The 22,808-nt window shown below is 62.0% G+C and carries 19 protein-coding genes and 1 tRNA gene; 4 read left to right on the plus strand and 16 right to left on the minus strand.

All coding sequences use genetic code 11. From position 1 onward, the window contains the following. Positions 1-107: 107 nt before the first annotated feature. Complete coding sequence (locus EV666_RS08735; protein WP_342635657.1) at positions 108-1,589, minus strand: arylsulfatase; 1,482 nt, start codon at positions 1,587-1,589, stop codon at positions 108-110. Between the two features lie 238 nt (positions 1,590-1,827). Then, positions 1,828-3,174: a DUF1254 domain-containing protein gene (locus EV666_RS08740; RefSeq protein WP_245514312.1), complete on the minus strand. Its 1,347-nt coding sequence runs from the start codon at positions 3,172-3,174 to the stop codon at positions 1,828-1,830. Between the two features lie 690 nt (positions 3,175-3,864). Between EV666_RS08740 and EV666_RS08745 the strand changes: the two genes are divergently transcribed. Beyond that, positions 3,865-6,519, plus strand: a complete 2,655-nt coding sequence (locus EV666_RS08745) for a cation-transporting P-type ATPase (RefSeq protein ID WP_132006196.1) — start codon at positions 3,865-3,867, stop codon at positions 6,517-6,519. A gap of 513 nt (positions 6,520-7,032) precedes the next feature. After that, on the plus strand, positions 7,033-8,097 hold the full coding sequence (locus EV666_RS08750; protein ID WP_245514313.1) for a YihY/virulence factor BrkB family protein: 1,065 nt from the start codon (positions 7,033-7,035) through the stop codon (positions 8,095-8,097). Between the two features lie 47 nt (positions 8,098-8,144). On the opposite strand, the gene EV666_RS08755 is transcribed toward EV666_RS08750, so the two are convergent. The 5 genes from EV666_RS08755 to EV666_RS18780 all read right to left on the minus strand — a co-directional run bounded on the left by EV666_RS08755 (position 8,145) and on the right by EV666_RS18780 (position 12,181). Next, positions 8,145-8,777, minus strand: a complete 633-nt coding sequence (locus tag EV666_RS08755; RefSeq protein WP_132006199.1) for a DUF6766 family protein — start codon at positions 8,775-8,777, stop codon at positions 8,145-8,147. 495 nt (positions 8,778-9,272) lie between these two features. Continuing rightward, positions 9,273-9,689: a DUF1236 domain-containing protein gene (locus EV666_RS08760; RefSeq protein WP_132006202.1), complete on the minus strand. Its 417-nt coding sequence runs from the start codon at positions 9,687-9,689 to the stop codon at positions 9,273-9,275. 245 nt (positions 9,690-9,934) lie between these two features. Beyond that, positions 9,935-10,327 carry a PRC-barrel domain-containing protein gene (locus tag EV666_RS08765; RefSeq protein ID WP_132006206.1) on the minus strand — a complete coding sequence of 131 codons (393 nt, stop codon included), beginning with the start codon at positions 10,325-10,327 and terminating at the stop codon, positions 9,935-9,937. A 333-nt stretch (positions 10,328-10,660) separates the two neighbouring features. Continuing rightward, complete coding sequence (locus EV666_RS08770; RefSeq protein ID WP_132006209.1) at positions 10,661-10,897, minus strand: hypothetical protein; 237 nt, start codon at positions 10,895-10,897, stop codon at positions 10,661-10,663. An 84-nt stretch (positions 10,898-10,981) separates the two neighbouring features. Beyond that, positions 10,982-12,181 (minus strand): sensor histidine kinase, encoded by a 1,200-nt coding sequence (locus EV666_RS18780; RefSeq protein WP_132006213.1) that lies wholly within the window; start codon positions 12,179-12,181, stop codon positions 10,982-10,984. Between the two features lie 43 nt (positions 12,182-12,224). On the opposite strand from EV666_RS18780, the gene EV666_RS08780 reads away from it, so the two are divergent. After that, positions 12,225-12,983: a Crp/Fnr family transcriptional regulator gene (locus EV666_RS08780; RefSeq protein ID WP_132006216.1), complete on the plus strand. Its 759-nt coding sequence runs from the start codon at positions 12,225-12,227 to the stop codon at positions 12,981-12,983. 180 nt (positions 12,984-13,163) lie between these two features. On the opposite strand, the gene EV666_RS08785 is transcribed toward EV666_RS08780, so the two are convergent. The 4 genes from EV666_RS08785 to EV666_RS08800 all read right to left on the minus strand — a co-directional run bounded on the left by EV666_RS08785 (position 13,164) and on the right by EV666_RS08800 (position 16,975). After that, complete coding sequence (locus tag EV666_RS08785) at positions 13,164-14,027, minus strand: hypothetical protein (RefSeq protein WP_132006219.1); 864 nt, start codon at positions 14,025-14,027, stop codon at positions 13,164-13,166. 621 nt (positions 14,028-14,648) lie between these two features. Continuing rightward, positions 14,649-14,972, minus strand: a complete 324-nt coding sequence (locus tag EV666_RS08790) for an NAD(P)H-binding protein (RefSeq protein WP_245514314.1) — start codon at positions 14,970-14,972, stop codon at positions 14,649-14,651. A 43-nt stretch (positions 14,973-15,015) separates the two neighbouring features. Further along, the gene (locus EV666_RS08795) at positions 15,016-15,963 is read right to left on the minus strand and encodes an alpha/beta hydrolase (RefSeq protein WP_132006222.1); all 948 of its coding nucleotides are present in this window, start codon (positions 15,961-15,963) and stop codon (positions 15,016-15,018) included. Between the two features lie 64 nt (positions 15,964-16,027). Continuing rightward, positions 16,028-16,975 (minus strand): alpha/beta hydrolase, encoded by a 948-nt coding sequence (locus EV666_RS08800; protein ID WP_132006225.1) that lies wholly within the window; start codon positions 16,973-16,975, stop codon positions 16,028-16,030. A 137-nt stretch (positions 16,976-17,112) separates the two neighbouring features. Between EV666_RS08800 and EV666_RS08805 the strand changes: the two genes are divergently transcribed. Then, positions 17,113-18,006, plus strand: a complete 894-nt coding sequence (locus tag EV666_RS08805; RefSeq protein WP_132006228.1) for a LysR family transcriptional regulator — start codon at positions 17,113-17,115, stop codon at positions 18,004-18,006. Positions 18,007-18,111: 105 nt separating this feature from the next. Here the strand turns inward: EV666_RS08805 and EV666_RS08810 are convergent. The 5 genes from EV666_RS08810 to EV666_RS08830 all read right to left on the minus strand — a co-directional run bounded on the left by EV666_RS08810 (position 18,112) and on the right by EV666_RS08830 (position 22,628). Then, a tRNA-Ser gene (locus tag EV666_RS08810) sits at positions 18,112-18,201 on the minus strand. A 785-nt stretch (positions 18,202-18,986) separates the two neighbouring features. Continuing rightward, complete coding sequence (locus EV666_RS08815; protein ID WP_132006494.1) at positions 18,987-19,682, minus strand: ABC transporter ATP-binding protein; 696 nt, start codon at positions 19,680-19,682, stop codon at positions 18,987-18,989. A 5-nt stretch (positions 19,683-19,687) separates the two neighbouring features. Next, positions 19,688-20,440, minus strand: coding sequence for an ABC transporter ATP-binding protein (locus tag EV666_RS08820; protein ID WP_132006231.1), 753 nt, complete (start codon positions 20,438-20,440; stop codon positions 19,688-19,690). Then, on the minus strand, positions 20,437-21,696 hold the full coding sequence (locus tag EV666_RS08825) for a branched-chain amino acid ABC transporter permease (RefSeq protein WP_132006234.1): 1,260 nt from the start codon (positions 21,694-21,696) through the stop codon (positions 20,437-20,439). Before EV666_RS08825 ends, EV666_RS08820 begins: the two co-directional genes overlap by 4 nt. Further along, entirely contained in the window at positions 21,693-22,628 is a 936-nt protein-coding gene (locus EV666_RS08830) for a branched-chain amino acid ABC transporter permease (protein ID WP_132006237.1), read from the minus strand. The genes EV666_RS08825 and EV666_RS08830 overlap by 4 nt, the downstream gene beginning before the upstream one ends. Between the last annotated feature and the right edge of the window lie 180 nt (positions 22,629-22,808).

The following is a 22,808-nucleotide window of genomic DNA, read 5'->3' on the forward strand; positions in this document are numbered from 1 at the left end:
AGGCAATACGGTCATCGCCGGCCGCCTGGCGGCAAACAATTCTTTCATACGACGACGCAGCCGGGTGGCCCGGACACGACAAGGCCACCGTTGGCGCGCTTTGCCGATCACCCGCCTCCGGGACGCTTCGCCAGCCCAAGATCCTTTGCCGGGAAGCGCTCGAAGGTGGCGAGATGCCGGTTCAGCCGCGCCGATACCTGCGGCAAGCCCCATTCGAAGCGCGAATGTCCCTGCGAGGCCTGCTCCTTCGGGTCCATGTAAAGATTGAAGACCCAAGGCGACTGGCCGACCGGCGTCAATGTGCTCGCATCGAGATTGCGGCGAACCGTTTCGTTCTGGAAAACCATGAAATGGACCTTGTATTCCATCCAGCGAAGCGCCGTGACCTGGTTCTCGCGATACATGAATACGGCGTCGCGACGCGATGCCCCGTCATCGGCCAACAGGAACGATGACTGGTCGACGCCGTCGATATAGCGGTCGGGCGAAATTTTCCCCTCCTGACCCGCAAGCGCCACAGCCGTATTGAACAGGTCGCACAGGTCGAACAGCCCGTCGGAGATACGCCCCGCCCTGATCATGCCTGGCCAGGAGGCGATGCCGGGGACGCGCACACCGCCTTCCCAGGTCGTACCCTTGCCGCCGCGGAACGGCTGATAGGAGCTGTCGGGCCAAAGGTCTTCATTGCCGCCATTGTCGCTGGTGAAGAATACGAGCGTATTCTCCTCCTGGCCGGTCTCGCGCAGCACGCGCATCAGCCGTCCGACAATATCGTCGACCTCGATGATCGCATCGCGATGCGGAAAGCCGGCGGGGCTCTTTCCGGCATAGCCTGGGGCGGGATACGTATCATTGTGCAAACGGCCGAAGGAATGGATCAGGTAAAATGGATTTTTTGCTTCAGCCTGCCTGCGGATGAAGCCCTCCGAGAAATCGGCGAAGTGCTGATCGATGCGGGACAATTCATCAATGGTCCGGGTTGCCCGGTCGATCCCGATCTCGCCGCCCTTGATGCCCCTGGTGATATGCGCCGGAGCGATGCTTCTGATCGCGTTGAGCCGGTCGGGCCTGAGCACCAGATCAGGATAAAGCCTTCCGTCCACCTGCTGCGACATCTCGCTGATGACAGTGAGGATGCCGTAATATTCGTCATAGCCGACCTGATGCGGGTAAAGCCCCTCGCCCTCGCCCAGATGCCACTTGCCCGACAGCGCCGTCGTGTAACCGGCGTCGGACAACAGGCGGGCGGCCGTCACCTCGTCTGCCCAGGGATTCACCTTGTAGCGCTCGCCAGACAGCAGCGGGCGATTCAGCCCGCTGCGGACCGGGATACGGCCAGTCATGAGGGCGGCCCGCGTCGGCGTGCAGGTGGGCTGGGAATAGGTGGAAAGCAGTTTCAGTCCGCCCGCGGCGAGCGCGTCTATATGGGGCGTCGGGGCGCCGATCAGAAGTCCACCGCCAAACGCGCCGACATCACCCCAGCCCATGTCGTCCACGAGGAAAATCAGAATATTTGGCGGCCGCCCCGTGCGGGCGCGAAGCGCCGCCAGCTTGTCCGCCGCGGCCTGCTCCTGCGCGGGGCGGGGAATTACGGGTTCAAGGTGCGGCGCCGCCTGAACCGTAAGGTCGAACGGGTTGCGCGGCGTTGTCCCGCCCGGTTGAGCGCGCAGGGCCCCAAAGGGCGCCATGCACGCAAGCGCGCTCCCGCCCAGCAGCAGGCTGCGCCGATCAGGCATCCCCCTGTCTGATCCCGACTTCCGCGCGCCATTGGTGCTCATGACGTTCGCCTCCGGGGTTGGCCGGCATCATACGCAAAAGGAGCCTCGGCTAGTCGACGCGCTCGAAGTCCGGCATCTTGAAGGTCCTGGCGTAGAAGGCCTCGTCCGGCCCGTAGAAGCGGAATGCCGGGAGCGGACGCTTGCCGCCGGTCGGGATCCAGTTCGCCTCCAGGCCGTCCGGCGCGACGGGGCCGATATAGAGCGTCACGCTCCCGTCGGCGTTCTGCTTCATCTTGTCAACGCCATAGGAATCGAGCGTCGTGCGCATGGACTGCGTGTAGATGAACGCCATGGTGGCCCGGTCATACATCGTGAGCGCCCAGAACTGCCTGATGGGGACGTTGGTGGGCACGGTGACCCTGTAGGTCCGCCCGGCTTCCAGGGGGCGGCCCTGATTGTCCGCCATCGCCATCAGGTAATAGGTCGCTGGCCGGTCAGAAACCTGGCCTGGCGCCATCGTGCACCAGAAAAACGCCATGGCGCGCCCGTCAACGTCGATCCTGTCAGGATATTCGTAGGAGAACCCGCGGTTTTTATCAGGAAGAAGCAGGGGAACGTACTGGCGATCAGGCCAGAAATACATGGTCCTCGGCAGGTTGTCGAAACGTTCCTGGAGGTAATGCCAGACATCCACCGCGGCTTGCCGCATGGCCCGCTTGGCGACATCGTCGGGATTGTAGGGTTTGCCCCGCGCGATGCCGAGCGTTGCAAGCAGGCCCATGATGTGGCGGTCCTGCGGCCTTACCGGCTCATAGGTAAAGGTGGCGTGCAGATATTCGTAATATCTCTCGTCATGGCGCTGGAGCGTTGTGTAGCGCCTGTCGACGGCATCGACGAAGTTCTGCTTCGGCGGGTTTGCCGCCTGCGACAGATAATACATTTTCAGGCGGCGGGAATAGGCGTAAGCGTCTTCCGCGCTCTTGCCCGGCGCGCGCACCGAGCGCAATCCGAACATGATCCGGTAGTTGGGCGACTTCACATGGATGTAGCCCGGCGGGACCGTTCCCGTGAAGTCTGGCGCGGTGAACAGGATCTTGCCGCCTTTTCCGCCGTCGACGCCCGACGGGCCGATATCGGCGATGGTCATCTGCCACGCATCGACTACCTGGCCGTAGAGGCTGCCGTCAGCCCCGGCCGGAGGAACCTCCAGCACCACCGGCTCCTTCTTCACATCGGTATAGGCGATGATGTAGGGCGTCGAACTGTTCGCAGTCCACGTCTCGAACTTCGGCGTTGCCGGGCCCGACATCGCCAGGATGTCATTGTCCTTGAGGCCAAGGCCATCGATCGTCGCGACACGGCCGCCATGGACCTGCACCGACGGCAGCGACCACAGCATGGCCTCGAAGGCGCGCTGGTATTTGATCTGATAGTCGAAGTCGACGTTCGAACGCATGCTCCCGGGCGGAGGCTGTCCGCCAAGCGGCTCCTGCGTGACCTGAGCGGAGGTTTGACCAGCAGGTGCGAAAGCGAACATCGTCCCGGCGATCAGGAAGACGGCCCATGGATTGGTAGTCATCGTGAGCCTCGCGACAAGATTGCCGAACGCAATCATCTTATTACGAGAGCGCCGCGCCCGGCAATTGACCGGAAGGTTAATGCCGCTTCGTCTGATCTGCGGGCCTGATCAATGGCGCTACTCCCCCACTACCAAAGAATTAGGGCCCGCGACGCATGGGAAAGGCAGGCTGACATCCACCCGCGCCCCCGCACTGCCTGTCTGGAAAAAGAGCGGAATGATCGCCCGCTCATCATCTGTCAGTTCATGTCGGCGCATCAGTTCCTCCCGCGAGGGAAAGCTGGCGTCAGGGCGTAATCAGGTCGCCAGATTTGTGGGGCCACAGATTTATGGGGTCATGTCCCGACAACCGCCCCGGACCAGGCGACGCCGCCGATGGCGGATCATTCCCGACAGGTCTGTTTTCGCAGCCCGCAAGAGGTGCTCTGGCGGGCGGCTGCGGATTTTCGATTCCGATGTACGGTTGGGTGGGTCATTGTGGCCATGTCCGGCATGGCGGCGCGGCTGCGCCGGACAGCGTTGGCAGCCAATGGTCTGAAGGGACGTGCGACACCGAAGGATACCTGGATGAAGATGATCGAGCAGGAAGCATGGCACGCCCGAACTGCAGAGGAAGTCTGCGCTGCTTTTGAAACCGGTATGGACGGGCTGGATTCCGGCGAGGCCGCGCGACGTCTTGATGATTTTGGTCCCAACGCATTGCCTGCCGCGCGGCGGACGCATCCTGTTCTGCGTTTCCTCGCCCAATTCAACAATACGCTGATCTATTTTCTGCTTGCCGCCGCCATCGCGGCCATGGCCCTCGGCCACGTCATTGATGGCGCAGTCATCATCATCGTCGTGCTGATAAACGCCATCGTCGGCTTCATCCAGGAAGGCAAGGCGGAGCGCGCCCTCGAGGCAATTCGCGACATGATCGCGCCGCACACAACCGTGGTGCGCGACGGCGAGCGTCACACGGTTGACGCGCGGCTCCTTGTTCCAGGCGACATCGTCGCCCTGGAGGCCGGCGACAAGGCGCCCGCCGACATCCGCCTGCTGCGCGCGCGCGGTCTTTCAGCCGACGAGGCCATCCTGACGGGGGAATCCGTACCCGCCGAAAAGAACGAAAAACCCGTTGCGGCCAACGCGGCGCTCGGCGACCGGGCGCCGATTATCCATTCCGGCACGGTGATCACGACCGGTCAGGGCCTCGGCGTCGCGGTGGCGACCGGCAACCGCACGGAGATCGGTCGCATCGCCGGCATGATCGGCGACGTGCAAACCCTGACGACGCCGCTCCTGCGCCAGATCAACGCCTTCGGCACGCGGTTCACCTGGTTCGCCATCGGCGCCGCAGCGTTACTGTTCGCCTTCGCCGTGCTGGCCAGAAACTATGAATGGCTGGACGCGCTGATGGTGGTGGTGGCGCTCGCGGTCGGCGTCGTGCCCGAAGGTCTGCCCGCCGTCATCACCATCACGCTGGCGATCGGCGTCCGTCGCATGGCGGCGCGCAACGCCGTTGTGCGCCGGCTCCCCGCTGTCGAGACGCTCGGCGCGACGTCTGTGATCTGCTCGGACAAGACCGGCACGCTGACGCGCAACGAAATGACCGTACGCCGCCTGGTGACGGCGCTCGGCGTAACCGGGGTTTCCGGCTCGGGCTATGCTCCAGAGGGTCGCTTTGACGGCGAAACTTCGGCCGCGGACGTGGATCGCGACGGGCTGCTCCGCGCCGGCCTCCTGTGCAACGACGCGCGCCTTGTCGAGAATGAGGGGCAGTGGAGCGTGCTCGGCGATCCGATGGAGGGCGCGCTGGTTGCAGTCGCAGCGAAGGGAGGACTCCATCCCGAAGCCGAGCGCCAGGCATGGACGCGGCGCGATGAAATTCCCTTTGACGCCCAGCACCGGTTCATGGCGACGCTGCATGATGAGCCGGGAGGCGAACGCCGTATCTTCGTCAAGGGAGCGCCCGAACGGGTGCTGTCCATGTGCTCCGGCCCGATTGATCACGACTGGTGGCGCGAACGCGTCGACACGGCGGCGGCGCAGGGCGAACGGGTGCTTGCCTTCGCGACCAAAACGGTCGGGACCGATGTCGAACGGCTGGAGTTCGGGACCGTCGAAAGCGGGCTGACCCTGCTCGGCGTCGCGGGCTTCGTCGATCCACCGCGCGACGAAGCGATCGCGGCTGTCGCCGAATGCCGCCGCGCCGGCATCGCCGTCAAGATGATCACCGGCGACCATTACGGAACGGCGGTGGCCATCGCCCGGCAACTGGCCATTGCCGACGATCCACAGGTGCTGGAAGGCGGCGCCCTCGACGGCATGCCCGACGACGAATTGCGCCGGACAGTCGAGAGAGTCGCCGTGTTCGCCCGCGCCACGCCCGAGCACAAGCTGCGCATCGTGCGCGCGCTTCAGGCCAACGGCCACATCGTCGCCATGACCGGCGACGGCGTCAACGACGCCCCCGCCGTCAAGCAGGCGGATGTCGGCGTCGCCATGGGTCGCAAGGGAACCGAAGCCGCCAAGGAAGCGGCGCAGATGGTGCTGCTCGACGACAACTTTGCCTCGATCGTCGCCGCCGTGCATGAAGGACGCACGGTCTATGACAACATCCGCAAGGTTATCGGCTGGACATTGCCCAGCAATGGCGGCGAAGTGCTCTGTGTGATCATCGCGATCCTGCTCGGCCTCAACCTGCCGATGACGCCGGTGCAAATTTTGTGGATCAACATGGTCCTCACCGTCACACTCGGCCTGGTCCTGGCTTTCGAGCCGTCGGAGCCGGATGTGATGCAGCGCCCTCCCCGCCCGCGCGAGGCGCCAATCCTCTCGCGTTTTCTCGTCTGGAGAATCATTTTCGTCTCGTTTCTCTTCGTCATCGGTGTATTCATTATTTTCGAGTATGGCCGTTCTCGCGGCTATGATATCGAAGGCGCGCGCACGCTGGTCGTGAACACCGTGGTCGTGATGGAGATATTCTATCTGTTCAACGTGCGTTATTTGCACCGCACGTCGTTCAGTCTCATCGGCGCCATGGGAACGCCTGCGGTGCTCAGCGCCATAGCGATTGTAATCGCGGCGCAACTCCTGTTCACCTATGCGCCCTTCATGCAAGATCTGTTCGGAACCGCGCCGATCGCTTTTATTGACGGCCTGGTAATTATCCTGATCGGCGTCATCACCATGGTTATTCTGGAAGTGGAGAAGGCATTGTCGCGCCGCGCCATGCCTTGAGCGAAGGCGCGACCCTTGTAATCTGACCCAGATCTCATGCCCCTTACAAAGGGCTTCTCTGGAGTCCCGCTCCGATACACTGGCCTTCCGTACCGGAGATTTCGATGGCGCGCTTTGCCCTGCCGGGCTCCGGGTGGTCAGTGATGCAGTTGCTTCTGCCGACAAAGGCGCTCGTTGCCCCGGCTCCCTGCCCCGCCGCCCAATCCATCAAATAGCGGGACTGAATACCTCGTAGACTTGCGGTCGCCGCAGCTTTTGGGCTCACCCCTGATGACGCCCGTCGTATTTCTGCGGAACTTGAGGTCAGGTTTTCGATTTACCCCAAACAGCAGTTACGAAAAGGCGCTGTGATGCAGGCCAATCCGGGTATTCACAAAACACGTGATCTGATCGCCTGCAATAAGGCGGTTGGCGCTGATGTGTATGGGATTGGCCACAACAGCAAGGCCGCGGGATCTACGATTACTACGGCGTGAAGCCGGGGTTGCAGGCGTCCTGGAAACGGGAGGGGGCATGACTCATTTCAAACCCTTGCTGCGGGATGCTGGGGCATTCGTTCTTGGCTTCACATCAGCCGTGATTTTGCTTGGCCCAGCCCCCAAGGCGTCTGCTCGCGAGATGGCGGAGCATCAAGACAAGGGCCCGAATTCGTCCCATGGCAAGAATGCTGTGGCGCCCACTGATATTGGCCCCGCCGGGTGGCGCGAAATCGTCATGCGAACGTACCGTGAGGTTTCCCGCGACAGGGTCATGGCTGTCTCGGCAGGCGTGACGTTTTACGGCCTCCTGGCCATGTTTCCGGCTATGGCGGCGTTCGTTAGCCTGTATGGGCTTGTGGCCGCGCCTGATACGGTCATGGAGCACCTCGGACTGTTGGGGAGCATTCTTCCGGCTCAGGCCTACAGCTTTATCCGTGACCAGATGGAGCGCATCGCATCAGCGGGCAGCCAGGACCTTGGCCTGTCCCTGGTCATCGGGCTCGCGCTTGCGTTGTGGAGTGCAAACGCCGGTATGAAGGCGTTGTTCGACGCCCTGAACGTGGCCTATGGCGAGGACGAAAAGCGGGGCTTCTTCCGTCTCAATCTGGTTTCGATGATCTTTACCGTTGGCGTAATCCTGTTCGCGGTCGTTGCTATTCTCCTGGTGGTCGCGCTTCCGGCTGTCCTGAATTACGTCTATCTCGGCAACGTCGCCGAACCTCTCTTCAAATTTGGCCGTTGGCCGGCTCTCATGGCGGCGCTGATTGCTGTTCTCGCGGTTCTTTACCGGTTTGGTCCAAGCCGGGAAAATGCCCGCTGGCAATGGGTCAGTCCCGGAGCGATTTTTGCAGCCGTCGTCTGGCTCGTGGCTTCCGTTGGCCTCTCCTGGTATATGGCGAATTTCGAGGACTATGACAAAACCTATGGAACCGTGGGGGCCGCCATTGCCCTAATGATGTGGATGTGGATATCAGCAATCATCGTGACAATTGGCGCTGAACTGAACGCGGAGTCCGAACGGCAGACCCTCGTAGACACCACGACTGGCGCGCCTCTCCCCATCGGAACCCGGGGCGCCGATGCGGCTGACCGGAAATGACGCGGGATTCCGCCAATGCGCGCGCAAATGACTGGCTGCCCGCTTCTTTAATCTCCCGTGTGAGAATTCGGCGCTGCAACCGGCTTGGACTCCGGCGAACCCTTATGGCGGAGAAAGATTGACAGCACGACCAGCAATGCAGTCGACAGAAACTCGGACTGCCAGTTCTGAAACGACTCGAACCATAATTTCGGATCCAGCAAATATCCCATCAGGCGCCCTGCCGGCTGGCCATGTCGAATGGCGTCTTCGTTGGTCGCCAAAAGGCTGAACCACCAGTGCAGGACAAACGAGAGAAGAAAGAGAATAGCGAGAGAAATACCCAGTGAGCGCTCGTAGAGCCAGGCGGCCACGGGGTAGCGATGCCGCCACCAGACCACGTCGTTGTCCCGATCCGGCTGATCTGGATCGCGGGATTCGGCTGAACCGCGCTGGAACAGCATGGCCGTCAGGACAACGGATACCGCCATCTGGAGGAACTCACTCTCCCAGTTCTCCAGCAGCGCCGACAGAAAATTGCCGCTGACCAGGTATGCCGGAAGGTCCAGTCCCGCCTGTCCGTGCGCGACAAGTTCCTGATTGTAAGCGCTCTGACCGGTCAGAACCATCCCGACCAGCGAACCCAGAAACATGGCTCCAAGAGCAAGCGTCAGACCGTTGTCGCGGAAAAATCTTGCCATTGCCTGCTCCAATGCACCGGTATTTCCTCAACAGGAGCCGCTTCCAGTTGTTGCCTGAAGCGCTTCAGACAGAGCCTCATAACAGCGGCGCGGGTGTCATCGGAAGAACTGCAGAGGGCGTCCAGCGCCCATATAACCTGTCCACCGCTCCCAAGCCGTCGCCAGGACGCACGCGTCCATTTCACCACTCACCATGGGGGTGTTGACCTTCATCCGTTGCGAGCGGCTTCAATCCAGGGAGAAACACCTCCGGATGTTCGGGCCTGCTGGCGCCACAGGAGGCGCTGGAAGAACCTGCCCCCCATTTCATTGCAAGAGACGAAATGGGCGTCGGCGTGCGATTGCGGTCGACGCAAAGCATCTCGCGCAAGATCGCCCCTTGGGGAAAAAGAAGGCGACGCCGTCGGCGAAGATGACGCGCCAGGTCAGGGTTGGGACCATTGGCGGGTCGATGATTCAGCGCGCCAGCCACGCTTCAGGTCCCAACGGCGAGTGTCATTCGATAACCTGAATCACCTTCCTCGTTCTGGGTTCAACCAATACAGGATGTCCGTTGATAACGGTGTACCGATACGTTTTTTGAACCCCATATTCTTCAGGGACGTCGTAATAGGTTATGCCTTCTTCCGGCAGCACCACGCCAGCCTCAAGGTCTTCATCATAGGCGTACGACGGCACGCGCCGCTCCACGACGTATCGCTTGAATTTCGGGGTGTTATCTCCAACAATTCCCCCTACGACAGCGCCGCCAACCCCTCCCACTACCGCGCCTACCGGTCCGCCAACGATGGCGCCGCCCACCGCGCCAGCAGCGGCCCCACTGGCGGCTCCTCCTTTTGCCCCCTCCGGATTCTCCGCAAGCGCCACTGCAGGCAGCAAAGCGATAACACTGACCAACACAAAACGTTTCATCGTAAGCTCCTCCGCTTTCCTGATGGTAACGCCTCGCCTTCCGTCAGTGTTCCACCGATTTTATTGCGTTCCGAACCCATTATTCAGCGCATATATGCTTATTTTTGACATAATTAGCAATCATGCGCCGGAACATATGCTGGCCGGCGACAAGCGCAATGATGCGCCCGCCCGCCGTGGGTAGCTTGACGTCGTCAGCGGGCCAAAAAAAGCCCCGCAAAAGCGGAGCTTATGAACAGCCATGGTTAAATTGGCATGCCATAGTATTCGTCCACGCGGCGGGTCCACCCGGCGTTTTGTTGTTCCCAGTCGGGGTCAGTGGCAAAATTCCGGGACATCGTCGGGGCAGCTTTCAGACGCTCGACAGGCTCCTTGAGGACATAGCCACCCAAATTGGTATCATAGTTCAACCTGTTCCATGGGATCGGATGGTAGTCCGCCCCCATACCGAGAAAACCGCCTATGGACATGACCGCGTATGACACTTTTCCTCCCACTTTTTCGAGCATAACATCATATATCGAACCAATGTCGTCGCCGTCTGCGTTGTAAACGGTCGTTCCCTGAACCTTGGATGCTGAGATAAGATTTGACGTTTCGTCTGTTTCCATGCGTCCTTCAACATCACGACTTGCCATAACGCGCACTCCCTGCATGATTTACCAATGATGGTAGAACACCCCGAACCACGGCCTGGTTCCAGATCGACATACAAGGCGCTCGCGGAACTTTGGGAGCGCCAGAGCATGCCCAGGTTGGACGCCGGGCCAGATGACCCGGAGCGAAACCCGCACGGCAACTGCTTTTTGATCAAAGGCGCTCGTTGACAAATACTTGATGGGCCCTGCCGTGGGCGCAGCAAGTCCTTCAATTGCTCCTTCTGGCGCATTTGCTGAAGGCAACAGCCATGTCGCGGTGAACGCCCCCTGACAGCGATTGAGGCGCTGTCACGAGCAGGGACGGCGCATGGGCTAATTGTGCGGAACGTCCAGCCCCAGCTTCAACGCCTCACACTGTTTCTGCGCCTGATCGGCAAGACTTATAATGTCATTGCCGGCTGCGATGAACCTGCCGTCTACGTACAGGTTGGAATTGCCCTGTAACGGTACGTGTATCTCAAAGAGGTGAGGAAAATCGGCGGCCCAGATAATGCGGACCGGGCGGCCAGAGCGGGTGGTGCGCAGTAAATTTTCCCACTGCAACGTCATGCCAGCCTCCAGCTTCAGATGGCTTTTCATCTCATCAGAACCGGAACCGTAGCAGGCGCGACGGATGTTGATGTTAACTTATGTTTAGGAAAAATTATTGCTCCGTTGAGATTGCCGCGAAACGTGATCGCCGGCCGTCGAAAGTGAGGCGGCTACAGCGCCTGGCGAGGTGCAATTGAGCCGCATGATGCAGCGCACGCCTTCGCGGTTGAACTGGTGATCGACGACGAGCCCGGGATAGCCCCGCGCCAGGAGACGCGAACCAAGACCACGCCGTTTCGGCTTCGTGACGATCGGGCCATTACGTTCCTGCCAGTCGATTTCGACCCAGGAACCCGTGGGATGCGCGGACCAGAACAGGTCAACCATTCCTCCCGGGCATGACAGCGCGCCATATTTGCTCGCGTTGGTGGCAAGTTCGTGCAGCGCCAGCACCAGCGGCATGCATGCCCGCCCAGGCAGCGGGCATTCCGGGCCATCGATCCGCAACCCGGGATGGTCTGCAAACGGCCGCAACGCCTCGCGCGCAAGCGAAGGCAATGTCGCGCCCTGCCACTGGCTCTTGCGCAGCAGATCCTGAGCGCGGGCGAACGCCTGCAATCGCGGCGTAAATGCTTCAAAGAAGTCTTCACCGCTCCTGCCGGAGCGTTGCGTCTGCCGCGCCAGCGCTTCGACCATGGCCAGGTTGTTCTTCGCGCGGTGATCCAGTTCAGCGGCGCGGATCATCTCGCATTCCGCGGCGTGGTGAAAATCCAGCACAAGGCCGCGCAAACGGTCGACGATGAAGGTAACAGCGGCGGCGGCCGCCAGACGCATCGGGATGGCCGCCATATCCCAGGCCGCCATGTTTCCCGGCGCCAATTGACCTGGGCCCCGCGGCAACTGGAACAGAACCTCCGCCATCCCGAACAGCGCCGCCGCAGCCAGCCCATGTCGCCAGCCAAACAGCGCCGCGGCCAACGCAACAGCCGGAAAGCAGATCAGCGGCCCCAGATATTGAGCAAGCGCCGGGCTGAGCAGACCGACTGCCACTACGACAAGCGGCGGCAGCGCCACCAACCCGGTTTGAAGCAATTTACCCGGAGCATTGGAAAGCACCACGCGCTCGATGAAGGATTTCACAGTCAGGCGCTCCTTCCGGGCGCCCAGCCAGGACAGGCTGTGCGTCGGGCTGATCCGGTTGAGCCGCCTGGAGGAAACCGGGCGACAGATAGGAATATCTGCCGTCTCATTAATTGTTGCGATATAACATAAGTTAATTTTGACGCTGGCGCGCAGATGCATAAGAGTCTGCGAATGCGATGCGCAGCCAGTAGCGGAGTTGCAGATGGACAATCCCCTCGTTCGCAAACTGGAGCACGGCGCGCGCCTGACGGACGAGGACCGGGCCCTGTTGGTCCGCATCTGCAAGCAACCCATTCGGGTCCCCGCGTACACCGATCTCATTCGCGAAGGCGATCCGCCGCGTAACGTGCGCCTCGTGATCGAGGGCTTTGCCGGCCGCTACAAGGTTCTGGAAAACGGCAAGCGCCAGATCGTGGCGTTTTTCGTGCCCGGGGACATGTGCGACCTGCACGTGCACATCCTTGGCGAAATGGATCACAATATAGGGACCTTGGTGGATTCCCTCATTGTCGAAATAGAACCGCAACAGGTCGACGCACTGATTGACAATCCACGCCTCAACCGGGCCCTGTGGTGGGCTACGCTGGTTGATGAAGCGATTTTGAGGGAGTGGCTGGTGAACATGGGCCAACGTCCGGCCAGCGCACAGATGGGTCACATCTTTTGCGAGTTGCTGCTGCGACTTCAGGTGGTGGGCCGCGCCGGGCCGGACTCGTTTCCCATGCTGCTCACCCAGCAGGAACTGGCAGACACCATGGGAATAACACCGGTTCACGTGAACCGTGTCATCAAAGAGTTGCGGGAGCTTGGTCTTGTTGAGACAAGCTCCCGCAGGGTGCGCATTCCCGATATCAGGAAACTGCGGGAGTTCAGCGGCTTTGACCCAACCTACCTGCACCTGCACAATGCCGGAAGCCGCAAGCCGGCAGCTATCGACGAAGCAGCGGTCGCCGCGCCGTAAGACAGCGCGATGGTGGGGCTCAATTCCGATCCGTCTTGTTGTCAGCCATCATGCGGCGCCGGGAGGCACGACCGGACGCCCTGTTTCTGAAGTACTCAGGGCCATGATGGCGCAGGGCGCATTGGCGAAAGAGTGGCGCACCCGTTTGGAAGCGCCGCCACGTCTGGATTAATCAGCCTGTCAGGTTTCATAGGCGAACGCGTCCCGGGCGCGCCCGCCCAGAACTGCTGCGACACAGGCGACAAATGCCCCAATGCAGAGGGCCAGAGCGGCCGCAAGGGCAGTGGCGGCGCTCGCCTTTCGCGCATCGTCCGCCTTTTGTTTCGCCTCCTGCTTCAGATTTTCCAGTCCCTGCATGGCGCTGTCGACCCGTTGTTCTGCGTCGGCCTGCGATACGCCCGTGGCGTTCGCGATCACACCGGTCACATAGGTCTTGTCGCTCTGCGGCAAAGTCCCCGTTGCGACGGCCCGGGCGATAATGCGCGACACCTCCTTCAAGGTTTCAGGACGCAACGGCTGGGCGGCAGGCGCCTGACCAGGACGCATCATGCCATCGACATAATAGTCCAGCCCGTTATCGGCGACCCCGCCAGCCGCGGTTGCTGCTGCTCCCGCAACCGTAGCTGCGGCCTTGACGCCGGTTCCAGCGACAGAAAAGGCGGATGATGCGGCTACCCCCATCATTATCAGCGCCGCCACCGTCCACGCGACGAGCCCGTGCACCGTATCGCGAAAGAAAGCCTCGTCGCTGCGTAACCCCGCCCAGCCGGCGCGCATTCGTCCGGCGACGTAACCGCCAGCCGCAGATGCGATCCATTGGATGACAATAAGGGCGATGCCACCGGTGACCAGGGCGCTTTTGGCTGAAACGCCCTCGCCACTCCATGGTGAGACGACCGCAAGGCCAATCCCCGAAGCGAGCAACATCAGGATTATGGCGACGGCGATAGCCACGGCAGCTCCCGCGAAGGCAGCCGCCCAATTCATCGGCCGCTCCGGCGCTCCGTCGCCTGTTGCTATCAGGATTTCATCGGTGCGGGACATGTCCGCCTCCCCGGGCGCGCTGCGGCAAGGCGGACAGAGCCGCTATGGCCGCGACAACCCTGCTAAATCAGATTTCGATCAAACCGTTCTTTTCCTGGAGGCTGGCGGGGCAATCCACGCCATGCTGCACAGGACGTCAAATCACATGAGAGCCGTTGTCAGCGCCCGATCAGCCAAAGCAGCAGGATAATCGGAATCGGCACTCCAAGGAGCCAGAGCAAAATCCCCCTACCCATTGATAGATCTCCATGGTTTGGCAGTCATTCCTGAAAATATTCCAGGAAGCCGCTTGCGCAGGCGCATTCAACTAAGGAACATTCCCGGAATGAGGTGCGGAATGACTTTGTGCCAACAGCCGGAAATGGAGCTTTGTTCCAGAAGTTCACGCGAACGTCAGAACCGGGGGACGGGGAAATGAAACGATGCTAGCTGACCCAACGTGACGTTGACTCCGCCAGCCACCCCTGAAGCGGCTCGGCGGGGTGCTCATCGCCTCTGGGTTCAGGACCTATTAATTTGATTTGATGGGTGATTCAGCGCCTTCGTGATGGAGGCATTGATGGGTGATGTCTTTCTGCTGAGCGAGCGGCAGATGGCTCGCATTTTGCCATTTTCCCGTTGTCACACGGCGCATCGCGGATCGACGACCGGCGCGTCGTCAGCGGCATTGTCCATGTGATCCGCCACGGACGGCACGACCGTGCCTCTGAACGGTTTATCCAGCACGAAGATCAGGCGTTTGACGCCCGCCGCGTGCATCGAGGCGACGACGCTTCTCGCCTGGTCGTCGAGATTTTCGCCGGTCAGATTAGCATAGACCACATCCTGCCCGGCTATTGCCTCGTCGAAGGCCGAACGATCAAGCACGTCAACGTCGTCCTGAAAGACAGAGGCTTTCGTGGGAACGCTCGACAGTTTGTCGGCATCGCGGACAAACAGCGTCATGCTGATGCTGTCTGGCCGCTCGCCCCGGGAATGAGAACTTTGGTCATTGCCCAGTCGCCTCGTTCAGGTGCTTTTTGAAGAACGGCGCCAGCTTTTCGAGCGCGAGGTCGACGGGCTCGGGCTTGTCGTAGAGATCGTAGTGCGACCAGTCCTCAAGCGAGACGAGTTGGCGATCCTTCGAGGCAGTCGAGCGACCATAGATTTCCATCCCGTCGCGATAGGCGCCAAACGCACCGACCTTCTGGCCGATCACCACCATCATCGGCTGGGTCATCAGGATCTCGGCAAAGGCAAAGGCGTCCCAGCCGAGCGTGTTCTGCGCATGGCTGAACAGCATCCGCGTCCAGCCGCCGGGCTGTTGGCCGCGCGGCGTCTTGTAGTAATCGGTCGCTTCGAACACGTCACGCTCCGTCAGACCGGCGACCTTGGCAGCACCAGGACTGGCAGGCAGAAGTTCGTTGACCTGCAATTCGCCGCCGCGCGCTTCTTTGGTGCGTTGCGCCGCCATGGCCGCAAGCGCGCCGAGCGGATCGTAGTTGCTGAAGCCCTCGCGGAACAGGCGGCCGATATTAACCGGGGTGATTGCGACGACGGCCTTGATGCGCTTTTCGGTCAGCGTGGCGTTCAGCACATAGCCGCCACCGCCGCAGATGCCGATCACGCCGATCCGGTCGGCGTCGACATAAGGGAGTGTAACCGCATAGTCGATAACGTGGCTGATGTCCTCGACCCGCTGGGTCGGGTCCTCGATCCAGCGCGGCTCGCCGCCGGATTCGCCCTGAAAGCTCGCGTCATAAGCGATGACGACAAAGCCCTGTTCCGCGAGCGCCTTGCCGTAGACATTGCCCGAAGTCTGCTCCTTGCAGCTTCCGAATGGATGAACGGCGATGATCGTCGCCCAGGTCATGGCCGCGTCGAAGTTCGGCGGGAACTGGATGTTGGCGGCAATATGCCATGCCATGTCCCGGTTCTGGATTTTCACGGATTCCATGATCGTTTCCTTTCGGTGAGGGCGGCATCGGGCATACGCGGCGTCCCGATGCACGCCAGCTTCGTCACTCGGCAGCCTGCGCAGCCGTGGCGGTGGCGGAGAGCTTCGCGGTGAAGAACGGCGCCAGGACCGAAACGGCCTCATCGACGAACGGCTGTCCGTCATAGAGGTCCATGTGATTGGCCCCCTCGACGATGTGAAACGCCTTGTCCGTGCTCGCAGCACGGTCGAAGAGGTCGTCGCTCATCCACTTGCTGCCCGCCACGCTGCCGGCGACGATCTGGATCGGTTGCGTCAGATAGACGTCGGCCATGTGATAGGCATCGTAGGTGATGATCTGATTGAGGCTGCGCAGCGTTGCGAAGCCCGGCGCGGTCGCGCACTCGGCCCGCGGCGTGTGGTAATATTCCCAGGCCTGCCGCAGTTCTTCGTTCGGCGCGTCCTTCTCGGTCAAAGGCGCCAGCGGCATGGTGGCGTAACCCTTGCCTGCGGCGTCCGTCGTGCGGGCGTTCGATCCCGCCTCGACATAGGGCAGCGCATCGACAGACTTGACGGTGTTCTCCCAGCCATTGCGGAACATCGAACCGATATTGACCGCGCTCACCGTGCCGATCGCCTTGATGCGGCGGTCCTGAATGGCGGCATTGGCGGTGTAGCCCGCGCCGGCGCATATGCCCATGGCGCCGATCCGGTTGTTGTCAACGTAAGGCAGCGTCGTCAGATAGTCGATGACCGCACTGACGTCCTCGGCGCTGACATAGGGATTTTCGAGCTGGCGCGGATCGCCGCCGCTCTCGCCCTGATAGGAACGGTCGAAGGCGATAGTGACGAAACCCTGCTCGGCGAGCTTCTTGGCATAGGTCCCAGCGGTCTGTTCCTTCACGCCGCCGCCGGGATGCGAAACGACGACAGCCGGCCATGTTTTCGCTTCATCGAAACCGTCGGGGAAATTGATCACAGCCGACATGACGATGGTCGGGTTGTTCGAATTGTTGAAGCTGATCTTGCCCATTTCCTGTCTCCTTTGTTGAGCCAGCGGCCGTTTGGAATTCTTTCCGGGTATCCGCTTGCCGATGGACGTAATTTACGCCAGAAAGATTATGTCGATTAGACAAGAAATTCATATTGGGCCTATCACTGGAGTGATGAATGAGGCGGGATGAGATCGCCGATCTGGCGGCGTTCGTCGTCGTCGCCGAGGAGCGCAGCTTCACCAGGGCGGCGACGCGTCTCGGCATGGCGCAGTCCGCTCTCAGCCAGATCGTGCGGCGGATCGAGGAGCGGCTTGGTGTGCGGCTGCTGTCGCGCACGACACGGAGCGTGGCGCCTACCGAAGCGGGCGAGCGGCTGATCGCGACGCTCGGTCCCATGCTGCACGATCTCGATTTGGCCGTTGCGTCGCTCGGCGATCTGCGGGATCGCCCGTCGGGCACGATCCGCATCACCACCGTGGAGCACGCGGCCAAGACAATCATCGTTCCGGCAATGAAGCGGCTGCTGCCGGACAATCCTGACATCAAGGTGGAGATCACCATCGACTACGGTCTGGCCGATGTCGTTGCCGACCGCTTCGACGCAGGCGTCAGGCTCGGCGGCGACATTGCGAAGGGCATGATCGCGATGCGCATCGGACCGGACACGCCGATGGCGATCGTCGGTTCACCCGATTACTTTCGAAAGCATCCGGCGCCCGCATCGCCGGCGCAACTCGTCGATCATCGTGCGATCAACCTGCGTCTGCCGACCTCCGGCACGCTGAACGGCTGGCGCCTCACACCCGGCGGCCGGGAAACGCGCGTTCGCATCGACGGACCTCTGGTCCTCAACACCATCGACCTTATTCTCGATGCGACACTCGATGGACATGGCCTTTCTTATCTACCGCTCGATCAGGTTCGGCCGCATCTGAAGGCCGGCCGGCTAATGCGGGTGCTCGACAAGTTCACGCCCGCCCTGCCGGGCTATCACCTCTATTATCCCCACCGTCGGCATCCATCCGCCGCTTTCAGCCTGTTCGTCGAGACCCTGCGGTTTCGCGGATGACGGATGCCATGCGAGGTCGGGCGGAAGTGGCCAAGGAGGAATGCAGAGGGAAATAGGCGCCGTTCGGCGCCAAACCGTTTTCCAAAATGGCAATTTCGGCCAAGGTGGCGGAGGGAGCGGGATTCGAACCCGCGATACGGTTGCCCGTATACACACTTTCCAGGCGTGCGCCTTCAACCACTCGGCCACCCCTCCGCAGCAGGACCAGGTCCAGCTGGAAATAACCGGCGCGCTGCGCGTCCTGCCCTGCAGGAGCCGGCGACCGGTTATGGCGCGATGTATACCGCAAGATGCGACGAGCGCAAGGGGCGACGCTCAGGGCGCGGAGCCTGTCCACGCAGGTTTCGTTCCGTGCGCCGGCTGGCCAGTGGTGTGGCGGCGTTTCGCGCCATCGCATCGAACGAACTCCATGGAGCGAAATGGATGGCGAATGGCGGACCGGCCTCCCTCGCCGCCGTGCGCTGGCCGCGTCAGCGTTTTGCCGTCTGGTCGGCCCCATTGTCGCGGAAGCGCTGTCCCTTTCGGGGCATGAGCGGGAAACGGGCCTGCTTTTTATGGGGCTCTGTTTTCGCAAGAACGCCTGTTCATTCTCGGAAGAAACACCAGGGCGCCGGGGCGTTCAGCGCCATTGCAGCATCATCGCCGCTGTAGAACCGGTCTGGCGATGGCGCCAAGCCTCCCGGGACAAGGCATCGGTTCCACGGCGTCGCCGCGCCTGCGGCGCTGCGCTCGCCAGCAGCTGCGCCATGACGCGGGCATCCCAGGATCGTCTGGCGGCGTTACCTGACGCGTGATTTCGCAGGCAGCGGCGTATCGCCTGTCCGAGAACGATGCGCCTGGCCGACCCAGCGGGGCGCACGGCCGGGCCTCCGCCAAGGGAATTTCGTGGCCCCCTCGCCGGGGCGGCCGTCGCGGTTCCGGTGGTGTTTTCGAGCCATTATTCCGTGGCGGCGCAAAGCAAACCTGGACGCCGACATCCGTCACACCTCAAGCCACTCCTGGCGGACGCTGGCGTTGGCGTTGAAGTCGGCGACGCTGCCTTCAAAGACGATGCGGCCATGGCCCATGACATAGAGCCGGTGACTGATCTTCAACGCGATGGTCAGCTTCTGCTCCACCAGCAGAATGGCGACGCCGCGACTGGCGATCTCGGCCAGCAAATTGCCCACCAGTTCGACCATCATTGGCGCCAGCCCTTCGGTGGGCTCGTCAATCATCACCAGATCAGGATCGCCCATCAGCGTGCGGCAAATGGTGAGCATCTGTTGCTCGCCGCCAGACATCACGCCCGCCGGCGTGTCCGCCCGCTCTTCCAGCCGCGGAAAGATCCTGAACATGTCCTGCATCGACCAGCGGCCGGCCTGTCTGGCGGATTTCTGGCCCAGCAACAGGTTCTGGCGAACGGTCAGCGATGGAAACACGTCGCGATTTTCCGGCACGTAGCCAAGGCCGAGCCGGGCGATCTGGTGCGGTTTCATTCCGGCAATATCGCGGCCCGCGAAACGGACTACGCCAACCGGCGGCACGTCGCCCATGATCGCCTTGATGGTGGTGGAGCGTCCGACGCCATTCCGGCCGAGCAGCGAAACGATCTCTCCCGCGTTGATGTGGAAATTGACGCCATGCAGAATGTGGCTCTTGCCGTAATAGGCGTGGAGGTCCTGCACGTCGAGCAGCGCGCTCATGCCGGCGCCTCCTCTCCAAGATAGGCTTCGCGCACCGCCGGATTGGCGCGGATGGCCTGCGGCGTGTCAGAGGCGATGATCTGGCCATAGACCAGAACGGAGATCCGGTCAGCCAGCCCGAACACCACCCCCATGTCGTGTTCGACCATGATCAGGGTGCGGCCCTCCGAAACCTTGCGGATCAGCGCCACTGCCTGCTCGGTTTCGGCGTGGCTCATGCCGGCGGTCGGCTCGTCGAGCATGATGACATCGGCGCCGCCCGCGATGGTGACGCCGATTTCGAGCGCCCGCTGATCGGCATAGGCCAGCACGCCCGCCGGCGTATCGCGCCGCGCCGTCAGGCCAATCATTTCCAGCACTTCCTCCGCCCGCTCATTGGCGTCTTTCAGACGGTCGACAAACCGCCAGAATGCGTAGCGATAGCCCAGCGACCAGAGCACGGCGCAGCGCAGGTTCTCGTAAACCGAGAGTTTCGGAAAAATATTGGTGATCTGGAAGCTGCGCGACAGCCCGCGCCGGTTGATCTCATAGGGGCGCAGGCCGGTGATGTCCTCCCCCTTCAATTCAATCACCCCCGAGGACGCCTGCAGGCGTCCGCTAATGAGATGGAACATCGTGGACTTGCCGGCGCCGTTCGGGCCGATCACCGCGTGCCGCTCGCCCCTGTTCACCGTCAGGTTGAGGCCCCGGATAATCTCCGTGGGGCCAAAACTCTTGCGCACGTCCCTGAGCGCGATTGCCGGGTTCATGAGTTCACCTTCGTGGTTCCAGGCGCCGCCAGCGCGCGACCCCATGCGTCGGCGACGCGCGGCCACGCCGCCCGCACGCCAAACGCGCCGCCCGCGAACAGGACAAGCGCCGCCAGCCAGGGCCAGGGGCTGGCGCCATTCATGGGGATCCCGAATATCGACAGCTGCGGCCCATCGCTGGCCGCCTGGACCAGCATGTGATGGGCGAGTTCGATCAGCATGACGCCGCCGAGCGCCAGCCCAAGCATGGGAACGGCTGCCAGCGCATAGGCCGGCAAGAGCCGGACGATGCGTCCGTTCCTGAGCAGCGGCCAGTGCAGGGCCAGCCATCCGGCCATTCCCCCAGGCGCGTACATGACGATGAAAATGAACATCAGGCCGAAATACAGCATCCACGCCTTGGTGATGTCCGACAGCGAGACCTGCAGGAAGGTCACGAAAATCGCGCCAATCACCGGGCCGGCGAAATGACCGGCGCCGCCCACAAAGCTCATCAGCAGCACCTGCCCGGATGCGGCCGCGCCGATGGATTGCAGGTTCATCAGCTCGAAATTGATCGCGGCGAGCGCGCCGGCGACGCCAGCGAACATCGCCGACAGCACGAACGCCTGGAAGCGCACGCGCTGGGTGGAGTAGCCGATAAATTCGACGCGCTCCGGATTGTCCCGCACGGCGTTGCACATGCGGCCGAACGGCGTGCGCGTCAGGGCGTACATCAGCACGATGCAGACGAAGCACCAGAAGGCGATGAGATAGTACACCTGAATCTGCGGTCCGAACTTGTAGCCGAAGAACGCCAGCAATTTTGTCCGGTTGGTGGAAATACCGTCCTCGCCGCCGAAGAAGGTATGCAGCACCAGGGCGAACGCCGCCACCAGTTCACCCAGACCCAGCGAGATCATGGCGAACACCGTGCCGGCGCGCCGGGTCGACACCGCGCCAAAAATAACGCCGAAGAACAGGCCGGCGGCGGCGCCGACCAGCGGAATAACCGGCAGCGGAACCGGCAGCTTGCCGGCGGCGATGATGTTCATGGCGTGGGCGGCGCAAAAGCCGGCAAGCCCGTAATAGACCGCGTGCCCGAATGACAGCAGCCCGGTCTGACCCAGCAACATGTTGTAGGAGAGCGCGAAGATGATCATCACGCCCATCAGGCTCATGGTGGTGATCGCCACGCTCGACGGAAACACCACCGGCGCGATCAGCAACGCGACGGCAACCGCGGCGAAGCAGAGAAGGTAGCGCATGCCGGTCATGATTCACGCGTCCCGAACAGTCCGGTGGGCCTGAGGATGAGCACAAGCACAAGCAGGAGATAGGGCAGGACAGGCGCGATCTGGGCGAGCGGCGCGCGGCCGAGTTCGCCAAATATCCCCGCCGCCGTGGGGCCAATGACATCGGCGAGCGAGACGTTGATGGCGACCGCGAATGTCTGGATCAGGCCAATGAGCAGCGAGGCGACAAACGCGCCGCCAAGCGAACCAAGGCCGCCGACCACGATCACCACGAACAGGATCGGCCCGAGCAGCGCCGCCATGGACGGCTGGGTGACCAGGGCCGGCCCGGCGATGACGCCGGCGAGCCCGGCGAGCCCAGCGCCGACGCCAAACACCATCATGAACACCCGGGGCACGTTGTGGCCCAGCATCGCGACCATGTCCGGGTGCGTGAGGGCCGCCTGGATGATGAGGCCCACCCGGGTGCGGCGCAGCACGAGGATCAGGAACACGAACATCGCCACCGCCGTCGCCAGCATGAAGATCCGGTACGCGGGATAGGTGGTGCCAAAGAGGCTGAATGCGACGAAATCGAGCGATGGCGGCGGCCGATAGTCCACCGGCGCCTTGCCCCAGATCATGCTCACCAGTTCCTCGATGACGAAGGCGAGGCCAAAGGTGAACAGCAGCTCGGCCACATGCCCGTAGCGGTGGACGCGGCGCAGGCCATAGCGTTCAATCAGGGCGCCCACAACGCCCACCAGCAGCGGCGCGATGATGAAGCCTGGCCAGAAGCCAATGTGGCGGGAAATCTCGAAACCGAAATAGGCTCCGATCATGTAGAAACTGGCGTGGGCGAAATTCAGGACCCCCATCATGGAGAAGATGAGGGTGAGGCCGCTCGCCATCATGAACAGCAGCATGCCGTAGAGCACGCCGTTGAGGGTAGAGAAAGTGACAAGCTCAAGCATCGGCAATCCGGAGCCCCAGCCGGTTTCCAGCGAAGCTGGACGTCGCTTCACATGAAAACCGGGTCAATGCGAAAAGGATGGAGAAAAATCCCGCCCTGGCTCGAAGAATTCTGCTCCAGGCGCATCACGCCATCGGCTGCCGCCGCCAGGCGACAGCTGGCGGGCGCGAGGAGCCCGCAT

Origin of the sequence: Camelimonas lactis (genome assembly GCF_004342915.1) — a bacterium.
Classification (GTDB): domain Bacteria; phylum Pseudomonadota; class Alphaproteobacteria; order Rhizobiales; family Beijerinckiaceae; genus Camelimonas; species Camelimonas lactis.